The sequence below is a fragment of the Streptomyces sp. NBC_01216 genome (assembly GCF_035994945.1).
In the GTDB taxonomy this organism is placed as follows: Bacteria; Actinomycetota; Actinomycetes; order Streptomycetales; family Streptomycetaceae; genus Streptomyces.
In genome coordinates this window covers 3456894-3474916 of the sequence record NZ_CP108677.1, presented here as the reverse complement: position 1 = coordinate 3474916, position 18023 = coordinate 3456894, and the positions used below count along the sequence as shown (strand labels likewise).

General features: G+C 71.7%; 13 protein-coding genes and 1 pseudogene. 9 read left to right on the top strand and 5 right to left on the bottom strand.

Annotated features, from left to right (window positions below; translation table 11 throughout):
* Window positions 1-34 precede the first annotated feature (34 nt).
* Both cydD and OG393_RS15225 read left to right on the top strand, forming a co-directional pair.
* Window positions 35-3559 (top strand): thiol reductant ABC exporter subunit CydD, encoded by a 3525-nt coding sequence (gene cydD, locus OG393_RS15230; RefSeq protein ID WP_327375195.1) that lies wholly within the window; start codon window positions 35-37, stop codon window positions 3557-3559.
* A gap of 84 nt (window positions 3560-3643) precedes the next feature.
* A complete protein-coding gene (locus OG393_RS15225; RefSeq protein ID WP_327375194.1) occupies window positions 3644-5359 on the top strand; it encodes a sensor histidine kinase in 1716 nt (571 codons plus the stop codon).
* Window positions 5360-5414: 55 nt separating this feature from the next.
* Here OG393_RS15225 and OG393_RS15220 read toward each other — a convergent pair whose 3' ends face one another.
* Window positions 5415-6287, bottom strand: a complete 873-nt coding sequence (locus OG393_RS15220; protein WP_327375193.1) for an HAD family hydrolase — start codon at window positions 6285-6287, stop codon at window positions 5415-5417.
* Window positions 6288-6682: 395 nt separating this feature from the next.
* Window positions 6683-7357: pseudogene (locus tag OG393_RS15215) on the bottom strand (LLM class flavin-dependent oxidoreductase); the annotation flags it as partial.
* Window positions 7358-7386: 29 nt separating this feature from the next.
* Here OG393_RS15215 and OG393_RS15210 point away from each other — a divergent pair.
* From OG393_RS15210 to OG393_RS15180, 7 genes are all read left to right on the top strand, one after another.
* A complete protein-coding gene (locus OG393_RS15210; RefSeq protein ID WP_327375192.1) occupies window positions 7387-8820 on the top strand; it encodes a recombinase family protein in 1434 nt (477 codons plus the stop codon).
* A 246-nt stretch (window positions 8821-9066) separates the two neighbouring features.
* Window positions 9067-9255 (top strand): hypothetical protein, encoded by a 189-nt coding sequence (locus OG393_RS15205; protein WP_327375191.1) that lies wholly within the window; start codon window positions 9067-9069, stop codon window positions 9253-9255.
* A gap of 129 nt (window positions 9256-9384) precedes the next feature.
* Window positions 9385-10926, top strand: a complete 1542-nt coding sequence (locus OG393_RS15200) for a DnaB-like helicase N-terminal domain-containing protein (RefSeq protein ID WP_327375190.1) — start codon at window positions 9385-9387, stop codon at window positions 10924-10926.
* Between the two features lie 355 nt (window positions 10927-11281).
* On the top strand, window positions 11282-12466 hold the full coding sequence (locus OG393_RS15195) for a hypothetical protein (protein WP_327375189.1): 1185 nt from the start codon (window positions 11282-11284) through the stop codon (window positions 12464-12466).
* Between the two features lie 218 nt (window positions 12467-12684).
* On the top strand, window positions 12685-13245 hold the full coding sequence (locus tag OG393_RS15190) for a MobC family plasmid mobilization relaxosome protein (RefSeq protein WP_327375188.1): 561 nt from the start codon (window positions 12685-12687) through the stop codon (window positions 13243-13245).
* The gene (locus tag OG393_RS15185; RefSeq protein WP_327375187.1) at window positions 13242-14954 is read left to right on the top strand and encodes a relaxase/mobilization nuclease domain-containing protein; all 1713 of its coding nucleotides are present in this window, start codon (window positions 13242-13244) and stop codon (window positions 14952-14954) included. The genes OG393_RS15190 and OG393_RS15185 overlap by 4 nt, the downstream gene beginning before the upstream one ends.
* A gap of 17 nt (window positions 14955-14971) precedes the next feature.
* Window positions 14972-15961 (top strand): ParB/RepB/Spo0J family partition protein, encoded by a 990-nt coding sequence (locus OG393_RS15180; protein ID WP_327375186.1) that lies wholly within the window; start codon window positions 14972-14974, stop codon window positions 15959-15961.
* Between the two features lie 75 nt (window positions 15962-16036).
* Here the strand turns inward: OG393_RS15180 and OG393_RS15175 are convergent, their stop codons facing one another.
* The 3 genes from OG393_RS15175 to OG393_RS15165 form a co-directional block, all read right to left on the bottom strand.
* On the bottom strand, window positions 16037-16273 hold the full coding sequence (locus OG393_RS15175; RefSeq protein ID WP_327375185.1) for a hypothetical protein: 237 nt from the start codon (window positions 16271-16273) through the stop codon (window positions 16037-16039).
* Between the two features lie 132 nt (window positions 16274-16405).
* Complete coding sequence (locus OG393_RS15170; protein ID WP_327375184.1) at window positions 16406-16975, bottom strand: peptide deformylase; 570 nt, start codon at window positions 16973-16975, stop codon at window positions 16406-16408.
* A complete protein-coding gene (locus tag OG393_RS15165) occupies window positions 16972-17943 on the bottom strand; it encodes a helix-turn-helix domain-containing protein (RefSeq protein WP_327375183.1) in 972 nt (323 codons plus the stop codon). The genes OG393_RS15170 and OG393_RS15165 overlap by 4 nt, the downstream gene beginning before the upstream one ends.
* Window positions 17944-18023 lie beyond the last annotated feature (80 nt).

The window sequence follows — 18023 nt, the reverse complement described above, 5'->3', positions numbered from 1 at the left end:
CCGTCGCGACCGCCTCTCCCGGGAGATGTTTCACGTGAAACCGATCGACCCGCGTCTGCTGCGGTACGCCCGGGCCACCCGCTTCTTCCTCACGGCGGTGGTGGTCCTCGGTCTGGCCGGGGCGGCGCTGGTCGTGGCCCAGGCGATGCTCGTCGCCGAGGTGGTGGTGGGCGCCTTCCAGAAGGGGCTGGCCGTCTCCGGGCTGACGACGCCCCTGCTGCTGCTCGCCGGGGTGGCGGCGGGGCGGGCTGCCGTCTCCTGGCTGACCGAGCTGGCTGCCCACCGGGCCGGTGCGGCGGTCAAGTCGGAGCTTCGGGGACGGCTGCTCGAACGCTCGGCCGCCCTCGGCCCGGGGTGGCTCAGCGGGCAGCGGGCCGGCTCCCTGGTCGCGTTGGCCACAAGAGGAGTGGACGCGCTCGACGACTACTTCTCCCGCTACCTGCCACAGTTGGGGCTTGCCGTCGTGGTGCCGGTGGCGGTGCTGGCGCGGATCGTCACCGAGGACTGGGTCTCGGCTGCGGTCATCGTCCTGACCCTCCCGCTCATCCCCCTCTTCATGGTCCTCATCGGCTGGTACACCCAGGGCCGGATGGACCGTCAGTGGAGACTGCTGTCCCGGCTCTCCGGTCATTTCCTGGACGTGGTCGCGGGCCTGCCCACCCTCAAGGTCTTCGGCCGGGCGAAGGCGCAGGCCGAGTCCATCCACTCCATCACGTCCGAGTACCGGCGGGCGACGATGAGGACGCTGCGGATCGCGTTCCTGTCGTCCTTCGCCCTGGAACTTCTCTCCACGCTCTCGGTGGCGCTGGTCGCCGTCGGCGTCGGCATGCGACTGGTCCACGGAGACCTCGACCTGTACACGGGGCTCGTCATCCTGATTCTGGCGCCCGAGGCGTATCTGCCGATCCGGCAGGTGGGGGCGCAGTTCCACGCGGCGGCCGAAGGTCTGGCCGCCGCGGAGGAGATCTTCGAGGTCCTGGAGACCCCGGCGCCGGAGAGCGGCAGGACCGCGGTGCCCGCGTCACCGCGCATCGAGCTGGAGAACGTGATCGTGCGGCACCCGGGTCGCGCGGAGTCCTCGCTGGACATGGCCTCACTTCAGGTGGCCGAGGGTGAGACGGTGGCCCTGGTCGGACCGAGCGGGGCCGGCAAGTCCACCCTGCTCGACGTCGTGCTGGGCTTCGCGACTCCCGAAGCGGGTGGCACCGTCCGGGTCGGGGGTGTGGACCTCGGCGCGCTTGACACGGAGGAGTGGCGTTCGTCGATCGCCTGGGTGCCGCAACGGCCCTACCTCTTTGCGGGAACGATCACGGAGAACGTCCGGCTGGCCCGTCCGGACGCCTCCGACGAAGCGGTGGAACGGGCGCTGCGTGACGCCGGCGCGGACGGATTCGTCGGGAGGCTCGCGGCGGGAGCCGCCACTCCGCTGGGTGAGGACGGCGCGGGACTCTCGGCCGGACAGCGACAGCGCCTCGCCCTGGCGCGGGCCTTCCTCGCCGACCGGCCCGTGCTGTTGCTGGACGAACCCACCGCCGCGCTGGACGGGGAGACGGAGGCGGCCGTGGTCGAAGCGGTCCGCCGACTCGCCGTCGGCCGGACGGTCCTTCTGGTCGTCCACCGCCCGGCGCTGCTCGCCGTCGCGGACCGCGTGGTGCGCGTCGGCAAGTCCGACTCCCTGGCGGATCCGGGTGGGCTCGATTCCGTGGAGGGAGCGGTGCCGGCGCCCGGGGGCGTGTCACGGTCGACGCCCACGCCCTGGGCACCGGAGGAAGGAGTCCGGGAGTCCGTGACGCCGGGGAGGACCGCCGGACGAGGAGCCCTCGGGCGAGTCCGTGCCATGGCCGGCGGGCTGAAGGGACGGATGGCTCTCGCGCTGCTGCTCGGAAGTCTCGCTCTGGCCTCCGCCGTGGGGCTCATGGCGGTCTCCGGCCGGCTCATCTCACGGGCCTCCGAACAGCCGCCCGTTCTCTATCTGATGGTGGCCGTCACCGCCACCCGCGCGTTCGGCATCGGGCGGGCCGTGTTCCGCTACGCCGAGCGGATCGTGTCGCACGACGCCGTGCTCCGCACGCTTGCGGAGCTGAGGGTCGCGGTCTACCGGCGTCTGGAACGCGTCGCCCCCGAGGGCCTGCGCCGGACGCGGCGGGGCGACCTGCTCTCCCGGCTCGTCCAGGACGTGGACGCCCTCCAGGACTACTGGCTGCGCTGGCTGCTGCCCGCGGGCGCCGCGCTCGTCGTGGGGACCGGCTCCGCCGCTTTCACCGGCTGGCTGCTGCCCGAGGCGGGAGCCGTGCTCGCCGTGGGGCTCCTGGCCGCGGGTGTGGCCGTCCCCACGCTGAGTGGCCGGCTGGCCCGGCGAGCGGAACGACAGCTCGCGCCCGCCCGGGGGGCAATGGCCACCACGGTCGTCGACCTGCTCCACGGCTGCGCCGAGCTGACCGTCTCCGGAGCGCTGAAGGAGCGGCTCAGGCGCGCCCGCATCGCCGATCATGCCCTCACGGCCATTGCCTCCCGTCAGGCCGCCGTCACCGCGCTCGGCGCCGGACTCTCCGCGCTCGCCGGTGGACTGACGGTCGCCGCCGCCGCGTTCGTGGGTGTGCAGGCCGTGCGCGAGGGACGGCTGGACGGTGTCAGCCTCGCCGTCGTCGTCCTGACCCCGCTCGCGGCCTTCGAGGCCGTCACCGGGCTTCCGTCGGCCGTCCAGTACCGCCAGCGCGTACGGCGCAGCGCCGAGCGGGTGTACGAGGTACTCGACGCGCCGCTGCCCGTGCGTGAGCCGAAGCAGCCCGCCACGCCCCCGCACGGCCCCTTCCCGCTGGAGCTCGCCGGCGTCTCCGCCCGCCACGCGGGGCAGGAACGGGACGCGCTCAGCGGCTTCGCGCTCACTCTGGAGCCGGGACGCAGGGTCGCTGTCGTCGGTGCCTCCGGGTCGGGGAAGACGACCCTGGCCCAGGTCCTGCTGCGTTTCCTCGACGCCGAGTCGGGTTCGTACCGGCTCGGCGGCGTGGAGGCGTCCGCGCTCGACGGCGATGCGGTCCGCCGCTTCGTCGGGCTCTGCGCGCAGGACGCCCACACCTTCGACAGCTCCCTGCGAGAGAACCTGCGACTGGCGCGCACCGGGGCGACCGACGAGGAAGCGCGGGCCGCACTGCGCAGGGCCAGGCTCCTCGACTGGGTGGACGGCCTTCCCCACGGTCTCGACACCCTGGTCGGAGAGCACGGCTCGCGGCTCTCGGGTGGTCAGCGCCAGCGCCTGGCGCTCGCCCGCGCGCTCCTGGCCGACTTCCCCGTCCTGGTGCTCGACGAGCCTGCGGAACACCTCGACCTGGCTACGGCCGATGCCCTCACCGACGATCTGCTGCGTGCCACCGAAGGGCGGACCACCGTGCTCATCACTCACCGGCTGCGCGGACTCGACGCCGTCGACGAGGTACTGGTCCTGGACGAGGGCCGCACCGTGCAACGTGGTACCTACGCGGAGCTGGCCGAGGCCGAGGGGCCCCTGCGGCGGATGCTGGAGCGGGAGAGGGACAGTGACCTCCTGCTCACCGCGCGGTGACAGGCGGTCCGGGCGGGAGACCGGGGCGGCTCCGGAGGCCCGCGCGGCCGACTTTTCTCTGCAAAAGGGGCCTAGGCTCCAGCCATGACCGCCGCCGTGCCGGAGCTTCCGGACCCCCTCGAAGCCGCGACCCAAGCCACCCGCAGCCTTCAGGGGCTCTCCACGGAGCTCACCGCGCGGGTGCCGCAGCTTCTGGAGGCCATGCGCTCGGTGGGCACCGGGCTCGAACTGCACTCCACGCTCGACCGGATCTGCGAGACCGCCGCCGAGCTCGCCGGTGCACGCTATGCCGCCATCGGCGTCGTCGACGAGGAGGGCGAAGGGCTCTCCGACTTCGTCACCCATGGGGTCGGCGAGGACACGGCCCGCCGGATCGGGCGGCTTCCCAACGGGCATGCGGGACTGCTCGGCGCGCTGATCCGGGAGCCGCAGACCATCAGGCTCGCCGACCTGTCGACCGACCCGCGGGCCGCCGGCTTCCCGCCCGGCCATCCTCCGATGCGGACCTTCCTCGGGGTGCCGATCCGGGTCCAGGGCGAGATCTTCGGCAATCTCTACCTCGCCGAGAAGAACGGCGGCGAGGAGTTCAACGACTATGACCTCCACATGGTCCGAGTCCTCGCCACCGAGGCGGGGATCGCGATCGGCAACGCCCGCCTGTACGAGGCCGCCCGGCAACGCGAGCGCTGGATCGACGGTTCGGTCGCCGTCACCACGGCCCTGCTGTCCGGTGGTGACGCCGACGACGCCCTCGCGGTCGTCGCCGAGCAGGCCCGCAGGCTCGCCGGAGCCGCCGCCGGGATCGTCCTGCTGCCCGCCGGCGAGGACGGCGGACTGGAGATCGTCGCCGTTTCCTCCGACAAGCCCGCCAAGTCGCTGGGAGTCGTGATCCCGGCGGAGAGCCCCGTGGTGGAGCGGCTCCTCGCGGGCGAGGCGGTGTTCGTGGACGACGCCTCCACCGACCCCCGGATGCTCAGCAGACTCGCCGACCAGTACGGGCCGAGCATGCTGCTGCCCCTGCACAGCGGCGGCAAGGTCCTCGGTGCGCTCGCCACCCCCCGCGCGCGCGGCGCCCGGCCGTTCACCGAGACCGAACGCACCCTGGCCACCCAGTTCGCCTCCCAGGCGGCGCTCGCGCTGATGATGGCCGATGCCCAACGCGACCGGGAGCGGCTCGCCGTCTACGAGGACCGGGACCGGATCGCCCGCGATCTGCACGATCTGGTCATCCAACGGCTGTTCGCCACCGGGATGATGTTGGAGAGCGCCCAGCGCAGAACGGTCGTTCCGGCCGTGCGGGACGGGGTGGGCAACGCCGTCGACGAACTGGACGTGACCATCCAGGAGATCCGTACCGCGATCTTCGCGCTCCAGCAGGGCCCGGCGGAGGCCCCGTCCGGGCTGCGCACCCGGGTCCTGAGGGAGATCAACATGGCGGCCGTGCCGCTCGGTTTCAAGCCCGCGCACCGCTTTCTCGGCGCGGTCGACGCGACGGTGGGCGAACTCACCGGCAAGAACCTCGTGGCCGCGCTCCGTGAGGCCCTGTCCAATGCCTTCCGGCATGCGGCGGCGTCCCGGATCGAGGTCGTCGTCGACGCGGGCGCGCGGCTGCCGGACGGCACCGCCGCGGTCCGCCTCTCGGTCGCGGACGACGGTGTCGGCATCCCGGAGGGGGGCCGGCGCAGCGGGCTGCGCAATCTGACCCGGCGTGCCGAGGCGCTGGGCGGGTCCAGCTGGTGCGGTCCGGGAATCGGTGAGCGGGGCGGCGGCACGACGGTCGTGTGGCAGGCGCCTTTGTAGGGCCCCGCCGGGCCGGGTGCCGGCCTTCGTCCACGGGCCCCGGCCCCCCGGATGCCTACCGGCCGGTCCGCTGTTCTCTGCGGACGTCTTCGAGGAGCCGCTCGACGACGACGGCCACACCGTCCTCGTCGTTGCGGGCCGTGTGGCCGGAGGCGGCGGCGAGGACGGCCGGGTGCGCGTTGCCCATGGCGTACGAGCGACCGGCCCAGCGGAGCATCTCGATGTCGTTCGGCATGTCGCCGAAGGCGACGACCTCGTCCGCGGAGATGCCACGCTCGGCGCAGCAGAGGGCCAGAGTGGACGCCTTCGAGACGCCGAGGCCACTGATCTCGAGCAGGGCGGTCGGGCTGGACCGGGTGAACGAGGCATGGTCGCCCGCCGCGTCATGGGCCGCCGACAGGAAGGCGTCGGGGTCGAGCTCAGGGTGCTGGGCGAGCAGTTTGAGAACGGGTGCGGCGGCGCCCGGTGCCTCCTCGAAGAGCAGCTTCTCCGCGGTGGCGACGGTCGCGCCCGGGTCGAGGAAGAACGGGGGATAGTCAGGCTCGTAGTGGATACCGCTGGTCAGCTCCACCGCGAAGGAGGTCCCGGGGGCGACGGAGCGCAGGGTCCGTACGACCTCGAGTGCGCCCTTCCGGTCCAGCGGACGTACCGAGAGAAACGTTCCGCCAGCGTGCAGGTCGACGACGGCGGCCCCGTTGGCGCAGATCGCGAGCCCATGCCCGTGCACGTGATCGGCCACCACGTCCATCCAGCGGGCCGGCCGGCCGGTGACGAAGAAGACCTCGATACCGGCCTCCTCGGCGGCGGCGAGTGCCGCGACCGTGCGCTCCGAGACGGACTTGTCGTCGCGCAGCAGAGTGCCGTCGAGGTCGGTGGCGATCAGTCGAGGAGGCCGGGCGGCGGGGCGCTGAGTTCGGGGTGAGGTCACCGATCCATTCTTCCGTACGTCGTGCACGGGCGTGCGTGGGGGCGCACATGTGAGAGGTGCATTTCAGGTCAAGAGGTGGCCGGTCCGGTCAGGAAGCCGGTCGGACGGGACGAGCTGGACGTGCGCACCGCACGACTTGCCCAGGTCGGCGACGTCCTACGTGAGCGGGGAGGGTGAGGCCGCCCCGGGCCGCGTGGAGGGCCGGGGCGGCCACCCGGCCCCGCCTGTGGCTTCAGCGATGTCTGCTCGTGCCGCCACGTCCCGAGGTGCCGATGGTCTCCGCCCGTTCAGGGACCGGCGTCACCAGTCGGCCGGCGGCTCCAACGTCGCAGGTGGACAGCCTCGAAGGAGTCCGGAGCAGGTGGTTCTGGAGCCCGCCGCGGATCCAGACCGACTCAGCGCAGCTGGTCGAGCGCCTCGGTGGCGATCTTCTCGAAGACCGTCTCGTCCGCGGCGAACACCGAGTCCGCGATCGGCAGGTGGAGCACGATCTCCGTGAACCCCAGGCCGTAGTGCGTCCCGGCGAAGTCCACGAACGCGTCGAGAGAATCCAGGGGCCTGTCCGGCGTGAAGCCGGTGAGCAGGATCTTCTCCAGTGACCCGACATCCCGGCCGATCTCCGCGCACGCCGCGCCGAGCTTCGTGACCTGTCCGCGGAGTGCCTCGGCCGACTGCGCGGGGGTGCCCTCCTCGAACAGCTTCGGGTCGCCCGTGGTCACCCACGCCTGCCCGTGCTTCGCCGCGAGCCGCAGCCCGCGCGGCCCGGTCGCCGCCACCGCGAACGGCAGCCGCGGGCGCTGCGCGCACCCGGGAACGTTGCGCGCCTCCTCGGCCGAGTAGAAGGTGCCCCGGGCCGTGACGGCGTCCTCGGTGAGGAGCCGGTCGAGCAGCGGCACGAACTCGGCGAGACGGTCCGCCCGCTCCTTCGGCGTCCACGCGTCCTGCCCGAGCGCGGTCGCGTCGAAGCCGTTGCCGCCCGCGCCGATGCCGAGGGTGATCCGCCCGCCGGAGATGTCGTCGAGCGCGATCAGTTCCTTGGCCAGGGTGACCGGATGCCTGAAGTTCGGGGAGCCCAAGCCTTGCTCATACCATCGGTGCCATGCCCCGCCCCAAGCACCGAGAGCCGACCATCACCCCAGGTGAACCGGCCGCCCTGTACTGCCGAATATCCCAGGCCGACGATGACGACCAGACCGGCGTGGACCGGCAGGAACGTATCTGTCGGGAGATCGCCGAACGGCGCGGCCTGGCCATCGACCCCGCCCACGTCTTCGTCGACAACTGCCGCTCCGCCTGGCGCCGCAACCGCAAGCGCCCCGGCTGGGACCAGCTCCTCGAACGTGCCCGGCGCCGCGAGTTCCGGCACATCATCGCGTACCACCCCGACCGGCTCATGCGGCAGCCGCGCGACCTGGAGGAGCTGCTCCAGGTCTCCGACGAGCAGGAGATCGTGCTGCACGGCGAGGCGAACCGCCGGAACCTCTCCGACCCGGACGACCGCTTCATCCTCCGCATCGAGGTCGCCCACGCCTGCCGCTCCTCCGACGACACCTCCCGCCGCCTGAAGTCCGCGCTCGCGGAGCGGGCCGAGACCGGCATGCCGCACTCGGGCAAGCGGCGGTTCGGGTACGAGCCCGACGGCATGACCGTCAGGGAGGACGAGGCCAAGATCGTCCGCGAGGTCTTCGACCGCTACCTCAAGGGCCAGAGCCCGGTCACCATCGCCCTCGTCCTCCACAAGCGCGGCATCAAGACCGTGTACGGCAAGGAATGGACCCAGGGCACCGTCCGGGCCCTGCTCGACTCCCGCCACGCCGCTGGCATCCGCATGCACCGGGGCGAGGAGGTCGGCCCCGGGAAGTGGCCCGCCATCATCGACGCCGGCACCTGGGCCGAGGTGCGCGCCCGCCGTGAGTACCGGTCCGCGATCCACCAGACCAACCTGGAGCTGCGCCGCTTCTACCTGCTGCGCGGCCTGGTCATGTGCGGGCGCTGCGGCACTCTCATGTCCGGCACCAAGGTCGGTGCTGCGCCCTCGTACCTGTGCACGCGCAAGAGCCGCAACGACGACAAGAAGTGCGTCCGCCGCATCGCCGCCGTGAAGCTGGAGGAGTTCGTCGCCGAGGCCGCGATCGACCTGCTCGGCCGCCTCACCGTCTCCGGCCAACTCGCCTCCGCCACACCGACGAACGCCCTGACCGAGGCGGTGGAGGCTGACCAGCAGCAGCTCGCCGAGCTCAACCAGATGTGGACCTCCAAAGAGATCTCCACGGCGGAGTACCGGACGATGCGCAAGGAGATCACCGACCGGATCGCCAAGGCCCAGCGGCGGATGGTCGTGCGGCCGGTGAAGCTGCTCGACGGACTCACGGGGCCGGGGGCCAGAGCTGCCTGGGAGGCCGACGAGATGACGGACGAGCGGCGCAACGCCGTGCTCCGCTTCCTCTTCTCTGGCGTGGTCATCGACGCGTCGAGCAAGCCGAGTGGAGTCTTCGACTGGGACCGCATCGACATCGAGCAGAACCAGCTCTGAGGGCTGCTCGATGGGGCGGGGCCGCGCACGGCGGGCGGAAACATAGCAGCAAATCGCCGGTTAGGTAAACCGGGAATTCTCTGGATCCTTGGGGGCACTGCTGCGGCGGTCGACCTGCCAGTCCTCCGCCGGCGGCATGCACGTCCCCGGGTGTTGGAGCACCCGGAGGCGCGCGATGTACCGACCGCCCGACGACCCGTGCGGTGCGGGGACTGCCATCCCCGCACCGCCCACAAGGAGCTGCCCGTGCGCCTGCTGCCCGAGGTGAGCACAGCACCGACCACTCCCACGACGACCCGAGCCGCGCGACAGGAGGAAGCCCGGGCCCAGGCCCTGCGACGTGTCTGCGCCGGATTCACCACGACGATCAGCCCGCACAGCGCGGCACGACTGGCCGACCTGATGACCGCATCGCGGTACGAGAAGGCCGCCTGAGATCCGTACAGAGAAGCGGCCCCGGTGTTGGAGCACCAAGGCCGCAGCAACTCCCAAGACGACCGCCCAAAACGATCTACACGGTGCCGGGACCTGCCAGTCCGTATCGGCCCGAGACAAGGAAGCTCTGTGCCCCAGGGTACGACCCCTCAGTGGCAAGCACCATTCACTCACTCCCACCCCAGCCCGCAGGACGCGATCGGCGTCACGGCCACCCCGCCTCACGACGCGGAGGCCGAGAAGGCCGTACTCGGGGCCTGTATGTTCCAGGGCGCGGTCATCGACGAGGTCCGGCAGGTGCTGGAGCCGGGGGACTTCTTCCGGCCCGCGCACACCACGATCTGGCACGCCCTGCTGGAACTGCGCAGGCAGGAAGCGCCGACCGACGCGATCGCCCTGTCCCACCAGCTGAAGTCCACGGGCGACCTCACGCGCGTCGGCGGCCCCCAGTACCTGCATTCCCTGGCGACCTCGGCGGCCGTGGGGTCGGGTGCCTCGTACTACGCGGACATCATCCGTAGCCATGCCGACCTGCGCGTCCTGCAGGCCACGGCAGTCCGCGTGCTCCAGGGCGCCACCGCGCCGGGAGCTGACCCGGCCGAGGTACGAAGCCTGCTGGCGGCATCGCTGAGCGAGGCCGCCGACCGAGCCCGCCGCAGCTCCGACGGCCGACTCCAGCGGTACGCCGTGGACGGCTGGTCGTTCGTCACCGACACCCCGGCCACCACCGAGCCCGTGTGGGGGACGCCGGGAAAAGCGGCATGGGCCTCGGGTGAGAGCCTGATGCTCGTCGGGCCACCAGGCGTCGGAAAGTCGACGATCGCGCAGCAGATCGTCCTCGCCCGCCTCGGCCTGCTCTCCCAGGTCCTGGACATGCCCGTGCGCGAGGGCGAGAAGGTCCTCTACATCGCCGCGGACCGGCCCAGCCAGCTCGCCCGTGCCTTCACCCGGGTCGTGCACCAGGCCGACCGGGACATCTTGCGCCGGCGCCTGGTCTTCTGGTCGGGACCGCTGCCCGCCTCGCTCAACACCGAGCCGCAGCTTCTCGCCGAGCTGGCCGCCGAACACGGGGCGGACACCGTGGTGATCGACAGCCTCAAGGACGTGGTCGGCAAGCTCACCGACGACGAGGCCGGCCTCGCGTACAACAACGCCCGCCAGCAGCTCCTGCGCAACGGCGTCGAGCTTCTCGAACTGCACCACCAGCGCAAGCAGGGTCCCGACGCCTCGCGCACCCAGCGCCCTGTCCTCGACCAGGTCTACGGCTCGGCTTGGTTCACCGCCGGCGCGGGAAGCGTCCTGTTCCTCAGCGGCGCGGCAGGGGACCCGGTGGTCCACCTCCACCACCTCAAGACGATCGACGACGAGATCGGCCCGCTGCCGATCATCCACGACCACCCTCGTGGCACCTCGCGCGTCGACACGAGCCTCGACCCGCTGACCCTCCTGCGGCAGGCGGGCGCGAACGGGCTCACCGCCCGTCAGCTCGCCACCCAGATCACCGGCGAGGAGAAGCCCATCGCGGCGGACATCGCCAGGGCGAGGCGTCGCCTGGAGAACCTCACCAAGAGCGGACACGCCACCCAGGAGACCGGTGCCGGCGGCGGCACCGGGGGCGGCCAGGCGACCCGCTGGACGGCCGTCACCCGCCACATGACCACCGTTTCCTGACCGGCGGACCCGTACGCGGTGCCGTACGCGCCCCGACCCGCCGAGGGCGCGTACGCACCGCCTTCGCCGCGTACGAATCTCGGGAAACCGCAGATCAGACGCCTACGCGCCATCGAACGGCGCATTCACACCCTTGGCGCGTACGCGCTGCCCCCTCCTTGGAGAGGGGGCAGCGTAAGCGCCCCGCCCTCATAGCTCGTGGAGAACCACCCTTGCTCGTCACCGCACCCCAGGCCGGCACCGCCCCAGAGCTCGTCGTCACGGCGACGGGAGTGCGGGCATGAGGGCCCTATCTAGCCAAGGCCACACCCGCGATCGGAAGCGGCGTCTCTCGGTCGCCGTTGTCACAGCGACCGTGGCGGCGCTCGTGTGCACCGCCTACAGCGCGGACACGAGCTGGCGGTTCGCCGCCCACTACCTCGACATGCGCAACACCGCCGAGCGCACCGCGATGTTCGCCGCCGCCGAGCTCGCCCTGTTCTCGATGGCCCTGATGGCTCGCCAGAACCTGCACGGGCCGAGGCGGGCGGCGGGTCTGCCTGGAGTCTTGGTCTGGGTGATCACCACGATGCAGACCATCCCCGCCTACGCCGAGTCCGGCCCGGTCGGCGGAACCGTGCGTGCCTTCACCGGCCCGGTGATGGCCGCCGTGCTGTGGCACCTGGCCATGGGCATCGAGTTGCGCCAGCGGACCCCCGACGCCGCATCCCGCGGGCTCGCCGCCGTCCTCACACTGCAGGCCCGCGAGCGGCTGCTCGCCCGCCTGGGGATCGTCGAGCAGGACCAGGGCGCCGCCGAGATCATCCGCGACCGGGCCACGCACCGGGCCGTCGCCCTGGCCTCCCGCCTCGCCGAGATGACGCCCGAGCAGCGCACCGGGCGGGCGGGCCGACGCATGGTGCGCCGCCTGTCCAAGGCCCTCGCCCGCTCCGGCATCGATATCGACCAGCGCCGGAACGAGCAGCTGCTGCGCCAGCTCGCCACCCGCCGCCAAGCAGCCGCCCTGGCCACCATCGACCTGCCCGGGCGCTGGACCACGCCCGCCGGGCAGCCCGCAGCACAGCCCGACCACTCCCGGGCGGACGGCGACGGGCAGGCGGACGGCAAGGGCCGGGCAGAGGACATCGCCCGTCCGCATCCGTCAGATCCGGGCGACGAGGAAACCCACCCAGGCGCCCGCCCGAATCCCACTGCCCGTTCCAGCCCGGAACAGACCGCCCGTTCCGGCCCGGAATCGACGGCCCGCCCGAATCGGTCGGCCCTGCCGCAAGAGGCGACTCCGCCGCCCACGGGCAACGGCCCGCACATCCCACCTGCCAAACGCCCCACGTCGAAGCGGAAACGGGCCGGCGGCAAACCGCGCGCCACCGCCGACGTCCTTCGCGACTACGCCCACCAGCTCCATGACAAGCACGGCCGCCTGTCCCGCGACCTCCTGGAGCAGGCCGTACGCGGCGACGGATACACGGTCGCCAGCGACGACGCCGGTGCCATCGTCCGCGCGGTCAAGGCCGAACTGAGCACTTCCCGCAACGGCTGACGACCACCTCTCCCGTCCTCCCTCCCGTCCCGGAGATCCCGATCGTGACGCACGACCCCCACCACGCCGATCACCGTTCCGACGAGCTGTCGTCGCTGGCGAAGTCGTCTACGCTGCTGGGGCGTTTGCGGCGGGCGTTCGGACGGGCTGCTCCTGGCGGAGCCAGTAGTACCCCGAGTCCGACTCAAGGCCGGTCTTCGGGGTTCTCCGCCCCGGGGGTGGCGGAGACGGCCCGACGCCAGGGGGCGCCGGACCGGGAGGTCGGGGCCGAGGGCGGCCCCGACCCGGACGAACTGCACGCCGTCCAGCAGCAGATCCTCCGCCCCGCACCCCCCACAGAACCGACAGTCGGCGAGCGAGCGGTGCAGAGCGTGCAGCCGGCGATCCGACGTTTCACCGGTACCAAGCGGACCGTCCGTGTCGGCCCGCTGCGGTTCACCGGCGACGAGCACGCCGGCCTCAAGGAGGCTGCCGTCGAGCACGGCTACAAGGGGGAATCCGGCTTCGCCGCCGACATCGTCCTTGCGTTCGTGTCCGGCAGGTTCACGGCGAACCTGCCGCTGTCCGAGGACCGCCGCCGCACCCACATGTTCCGCGCCCAGGTGCTGCGCGAGCTCAACCGGATCGGCGTCAACGTCAACCAGATCGCCCGCGCCCTGAACAGCGGCCTCACCCCACCCGACATCCGCCACCGTCTCGACGAGCTCCACCGCCTGCTGGAGCTGATCGCCGAGGCCCTGCGCGAACCCGCCGACTCCAGGAAGGACCTGGCCGCGTGATCGCCGCCATCAAACCGGCCGGGTCCAACACCCGTGGCCTGCTCGCCTACCTCTACGGCCCCGGCCGCCACGACGAGCACACCGACCCGCACATCGTCGCCGGCTTCGCCATGCTCGGCATGCCCGACCCCGGACGCGACCCCGACGCCACCCTCACCCAGCTCGCCCGCCACCTCGACGAGCCCGTCCATCTTCGGAACAGCGAGTTCGGCAAGAAGGTCACCGACCACGTCTGGCACTGCCCCGTCCGCACCGCCCCCGAAGACCGCCACCTCTCCGACACCGAGTGGGCCGACATCGCCCAGCGCATCGTCGAAGCCGCCGGCATCGCCCCGGCCGGCGACGACCTGGCCTGCCGGTGGATCGCCGTACGCCACGCGGACGACCACATCCACATCCTCGCCACCACCGTCCGCGAGGACGGCCGACGCCCCAGGCTCCACGACAGCGGCATCCGCGTCGGCGACGCCTGCCGCCAGATCGAGACCGACTACGGCCTGCGCCAGCTGAAGAAGGGCGACCGCACCGCCGGGCGCCGCCCCACCCAGGCCGAGATGCACAAGGCCGAACGCCTCGGCTGGGAGCAGACCAGCCGCTCCTGGCTCCAGGACCGCATCCGCGCCGCCATCCCCCACGCCGGCAGCGCCGAGGAACTCCTCGCCTACCTCGAAGCCATGGGCATCGCGGTCAAACCCCGCCGCGGACCGTCCGGAGACCTCCTCGGCTACGCCGTCGGCCGCCCCGGCGACCTCAACACGGACGGCGAACAGATCTTCCACCCCGGCGGCAAGATCGCCCCCGACCTCACCCTCCCCAAGCTCAAGGCCCGCCTGGAGACCACGACGCCGGAGGAGCACCCCACCGCACGCCGCGACCAGCCTGCCACCTCCTGGCACCAGGCCACCGACGCCCTCGACACCCTTCGCACCGGCATGGACGACGATGCCCACGCCCAGGCCCGCATCACCGCGCTCGGCGAACTCATCGAAGCGACCACCCAGAAGGCCCCCGCCCACCTCCACGCCGAACTACGAGCAGCCTCACGGGCATTCGCCCGCGCTCAGCGCTCCCAGATCCGCGCCGAGAACCAGGCGGCCACCACCCTGCGTCGAGCGGCCCGCGACATCGCCCACACCGCCAACGGCCCCGACGGCAGCGCCCTGGCGACCCTGCTGGCCGCCCTCGTCTGGGCCACGATCGTCGCCGCCCGCTGGCACGAGGCGAAGAACCACGCCCACCAGGCCGAAGCCGCCCGCCAGACGCTCCACCACCTCCAGGCCGCCGCCGACCGCGCCCTCACGCCCGTCGTCGGCAGCCTCGCCACCCGCCAGCCGAGCGATCAGGCCCGCCGGACCCTCGCCCACGACGTACGGGCGGCCGTCCCCGACCACGCCGACCGCATCCTCAACGACCCCGCCTGGCCGGCCCTCGCCACCGTCCTCGCCGACGCCGAATCCGGCGGCCACAAACCCCACCAGCTCCTCAAGGAAGCCGCCACCCAACGCGAACTCACCACCGCCCGCCAACCCGCCCGCGTCCTGATCACCCGCATCCGGCACACCAGCCGCAACCCCGCCCCCAACCCCCGCGCCGAAGCCGCCCGCAGCCGCTCCACCATGGCGCCCGCGCCCAGCGCGCACCAGGCCCGAAACCCCCAGCCCGCCACGGCACCACCGACCCCCGCCGAGCAACGCCACCGCCGCCGCTGACAGACAGAAGGAGCCTTATGACAGCCACCCAGCAGCCAGTCACCTACATCACCGCAGCGCACCCGCAGGGTGCCGACCCCGTAGCCGACAGCAAGAAGCCCGCCCTGAAGATCCCCCCCGTCACCAGCCTGTTCCCGATGCTCAGCGAGGGCGAGCTGCTCGACCTCGCCGAGTCCATCAAGGCCGAGGGCCAGCACGAGGACATCGTCCTCGATGCCGACGGCGTCCTCCTCGACGGCCGTAACCGTCTCGCCGCTTGCGAGATCGCCGGCGTCGAGCCCCGCTTCACCACCTACACCGGCAGCGACCCCACGGTGCTGATCTTCTCCAAGAACATCTTCCGCCGACACCTCAGCAAGGGACAGCGGGCCATGATCACCGTGATGGCCCGTTCATTTTCGGGACACTCCCTGCGCCGCGTGGCCAAGACCCACGGCCTCAGCCGCAGCCGCCTCTCCGCTGCCAACGTCGTCCTCACGTACTCCCGCGAGCTCGCCGAGCAGGTCCGCATCGGCGCCCTCAGCCTCGACAACGCCTACAACACAGTCTCCGAGCGCAAGGCTCGGGCCGCTGCCCTACAGAAGCAGTACGACCACCTCCGCGAGCACGCCCCCGACCTCGCCGAGCAGGTCACCGAAAGCGAGATCACCCTCGCCGACGCCACAGCCACGCTGAACGAGCGGCTGGAGACGGAACGGCTCCGGCAGTACGTGATCACTGCCGACACCGTCCGCCTCGCCGATGGCGACACCACCCCGCCCCTGGCCGAGCTCGTCGAACGGGGAGACATCACCTGGCCCGAGGCACACCAGCGCGCCGAGGAGTTCGCCGTCCACCGACGGGACACCATCCAGCGATCCAGGCAGGCTCTCCACCTCATCGCCGAGAACTGGGGCGTCGTCCAGGACCTCTCCGCCCGCCCGAACACCGCCTACGCCCAGGAGATCACCAACGGCCTCAGCCCAGCTGCCCGGGCCCTCGTCGCCCGCCTGATCACGAGCAGCTGACACTCCGAGCACACCGGCGGGGCCAATACCGAAACGTGTTGGCCCCGCCGTCGCTGGCTTTCCTGGATGGAGTGGTCAGTTTCCGTGGTTGATGACGTTGCCGTTGGTGCAGTGGTTGAAGGTGTCGCCCGTCCACGCGCCACCCACAGGTACGACCGCCAGTTCCTGGAAGCAGACGGAGGCGGCGCTGAAGTTCCAGTTGTTGGCGGCGTTGGCTCCGGGGCCGAAGTTGCTGTCGTCGTCGGCGTGAGCAGGAGCAGCCAGGGCGAGGGCCGTGAGGGCGAGTGCGGCGGCGGTGATGATCTTCTTCATGGTCCGCCCAACGACCGTCACCAGCCGCAGTCACCGAACCTGCGCAGGAATCCCCCGATGCCGCTCCGCGTTCCCATTCCCGCTGGGTACGCCGATGCCGACGGCTCACCGCCCCTGTCGGCCCGGCAGGCGCTACTGCTCGTAGGCCCACGAGCGGCCGGTCTGGCGGTACTGCTCGACAGGAATCGGAGCGACGCCCGTCCGCATCCGGACGGTGTAGAGCAGGCCATCGAGGTGGTCGATCTCGTGGTGGACCAGCCGGGCGAGTCCGCGTTCGTAGGTGGTGGTCACCAGTTGGCCCTCCAGCGTCGTGGTCTCCACGGTGATCCGTAGCGGCCGGGGGACCAGGCCGCGGACGTCGAAGAACGACAGGCAGCCCTCGTACTGCTCGTCCTCGTCGCTGGAGCGGTCGGTGATACGGGGGTTCAGCAGGACGATCGCCGGGGCGCCGGGGTCAGGAGGCTGGACCACAGCGGCGGCCCGGCCGATCGCGATCTGCGGGGCCGCGATGCCCATGCCCTTGGCGAACGGATGGACCTGCCCGATGCGCTCCATCGCGGAGAAAAGCTGCTCGATGACCTGCTCGGCAGTCTCGCGCTCGGCCGACAGGTCGAAGGCACGGGCGGGCTCAGCAAGGACGGGGGCTCCGTTCTGCACGACGCCGAGGCCACGCATCTGCTCGCTGGGCCGCACCTGGATCACCTGAACTCCCCTTGGTTCGCTTCACGTTCGGGTCGCGCCCGGAACCGCCATTCCAGACGGTACCGGGCGTGGAGTGCGGGTGTGGACGTGCTCCAGGAGAAGACCCGCATCCCGTTCTCCTCGCGCTGGACCGGGGCCGTTCGCAGCGGCGCCGCCTCGGCGGTCATGGATGTCTCGGTGCCCCACACAGCGGGGTCGAGCTCGGCGGGGAAGGCGAGTTCGACCGCCAGGTGCTCGGTGGGCAGGCGGACGGCGCGCTGGAACCAGCGGCCCCACTTCTCCTCGCCCACGGAGTAGGCGTACTCGATCCACACCGACTCGCCCGGGTAGAGAGGGAAGCGGCCCTGCTCGTTTTCGAACAGCAGCCACACCTCCTTGAAGGCGTCGCGGTCGTGCTTGGCCTGCCAGCGCATCGCCTCGCCGCGGCAGGTCGCGGTCAGGGCGAGCTCGTCCCAGGTCAGCGGGTGCTCGCGGTAGTGGGCGTTGGACCGTTCCGGCTCGCCCGGGTAGCGGTCGACGCTGATGCGGATCAGGTAGCGGGTGATCGGCTCACTGCCGGTGTTCCGCAGCAGCCGGCGCATCGTGAGCCGGTAGTGGCGCCCGTCGTAGTCGAGGTGGGCCGCGTCGTGCTCGACGACGATCGCCGAGCCGGTCGCGTACGGCTGCTCGGCCCTGCGGGGGGCGGGTACGGCCGCCGCTGGTGCCACGGGAGCCTTGGCCGTCTCGTAGTCCAGCCAGCGCTTCCAGATGGCCTTGCCCGCGTTCAGGGCCTCCTCCGCGCGGCGGGCGAAGTCCTCGGTCGGCTTGTGCCGGCCCGACTCGACGTGGCTCACGTAGGACGGGTCGAAGCCCATCCTTCTGGCTAACTCCCGCTTGGCCAGCCCCCGCACCTCGCGCCAGTAGGCGACCTCCGCCGCGAACGCTTCGGCGGCCTGCTCGACCGTCAAGGCGTCGTCCCGCGCGTCCATCAAAGCCCCCGCCCTGGCCGTCGGATGAGATGAATGAACCGTGAGTGATCTCGATTCACCATTCTGTCACGGCCCCGGTC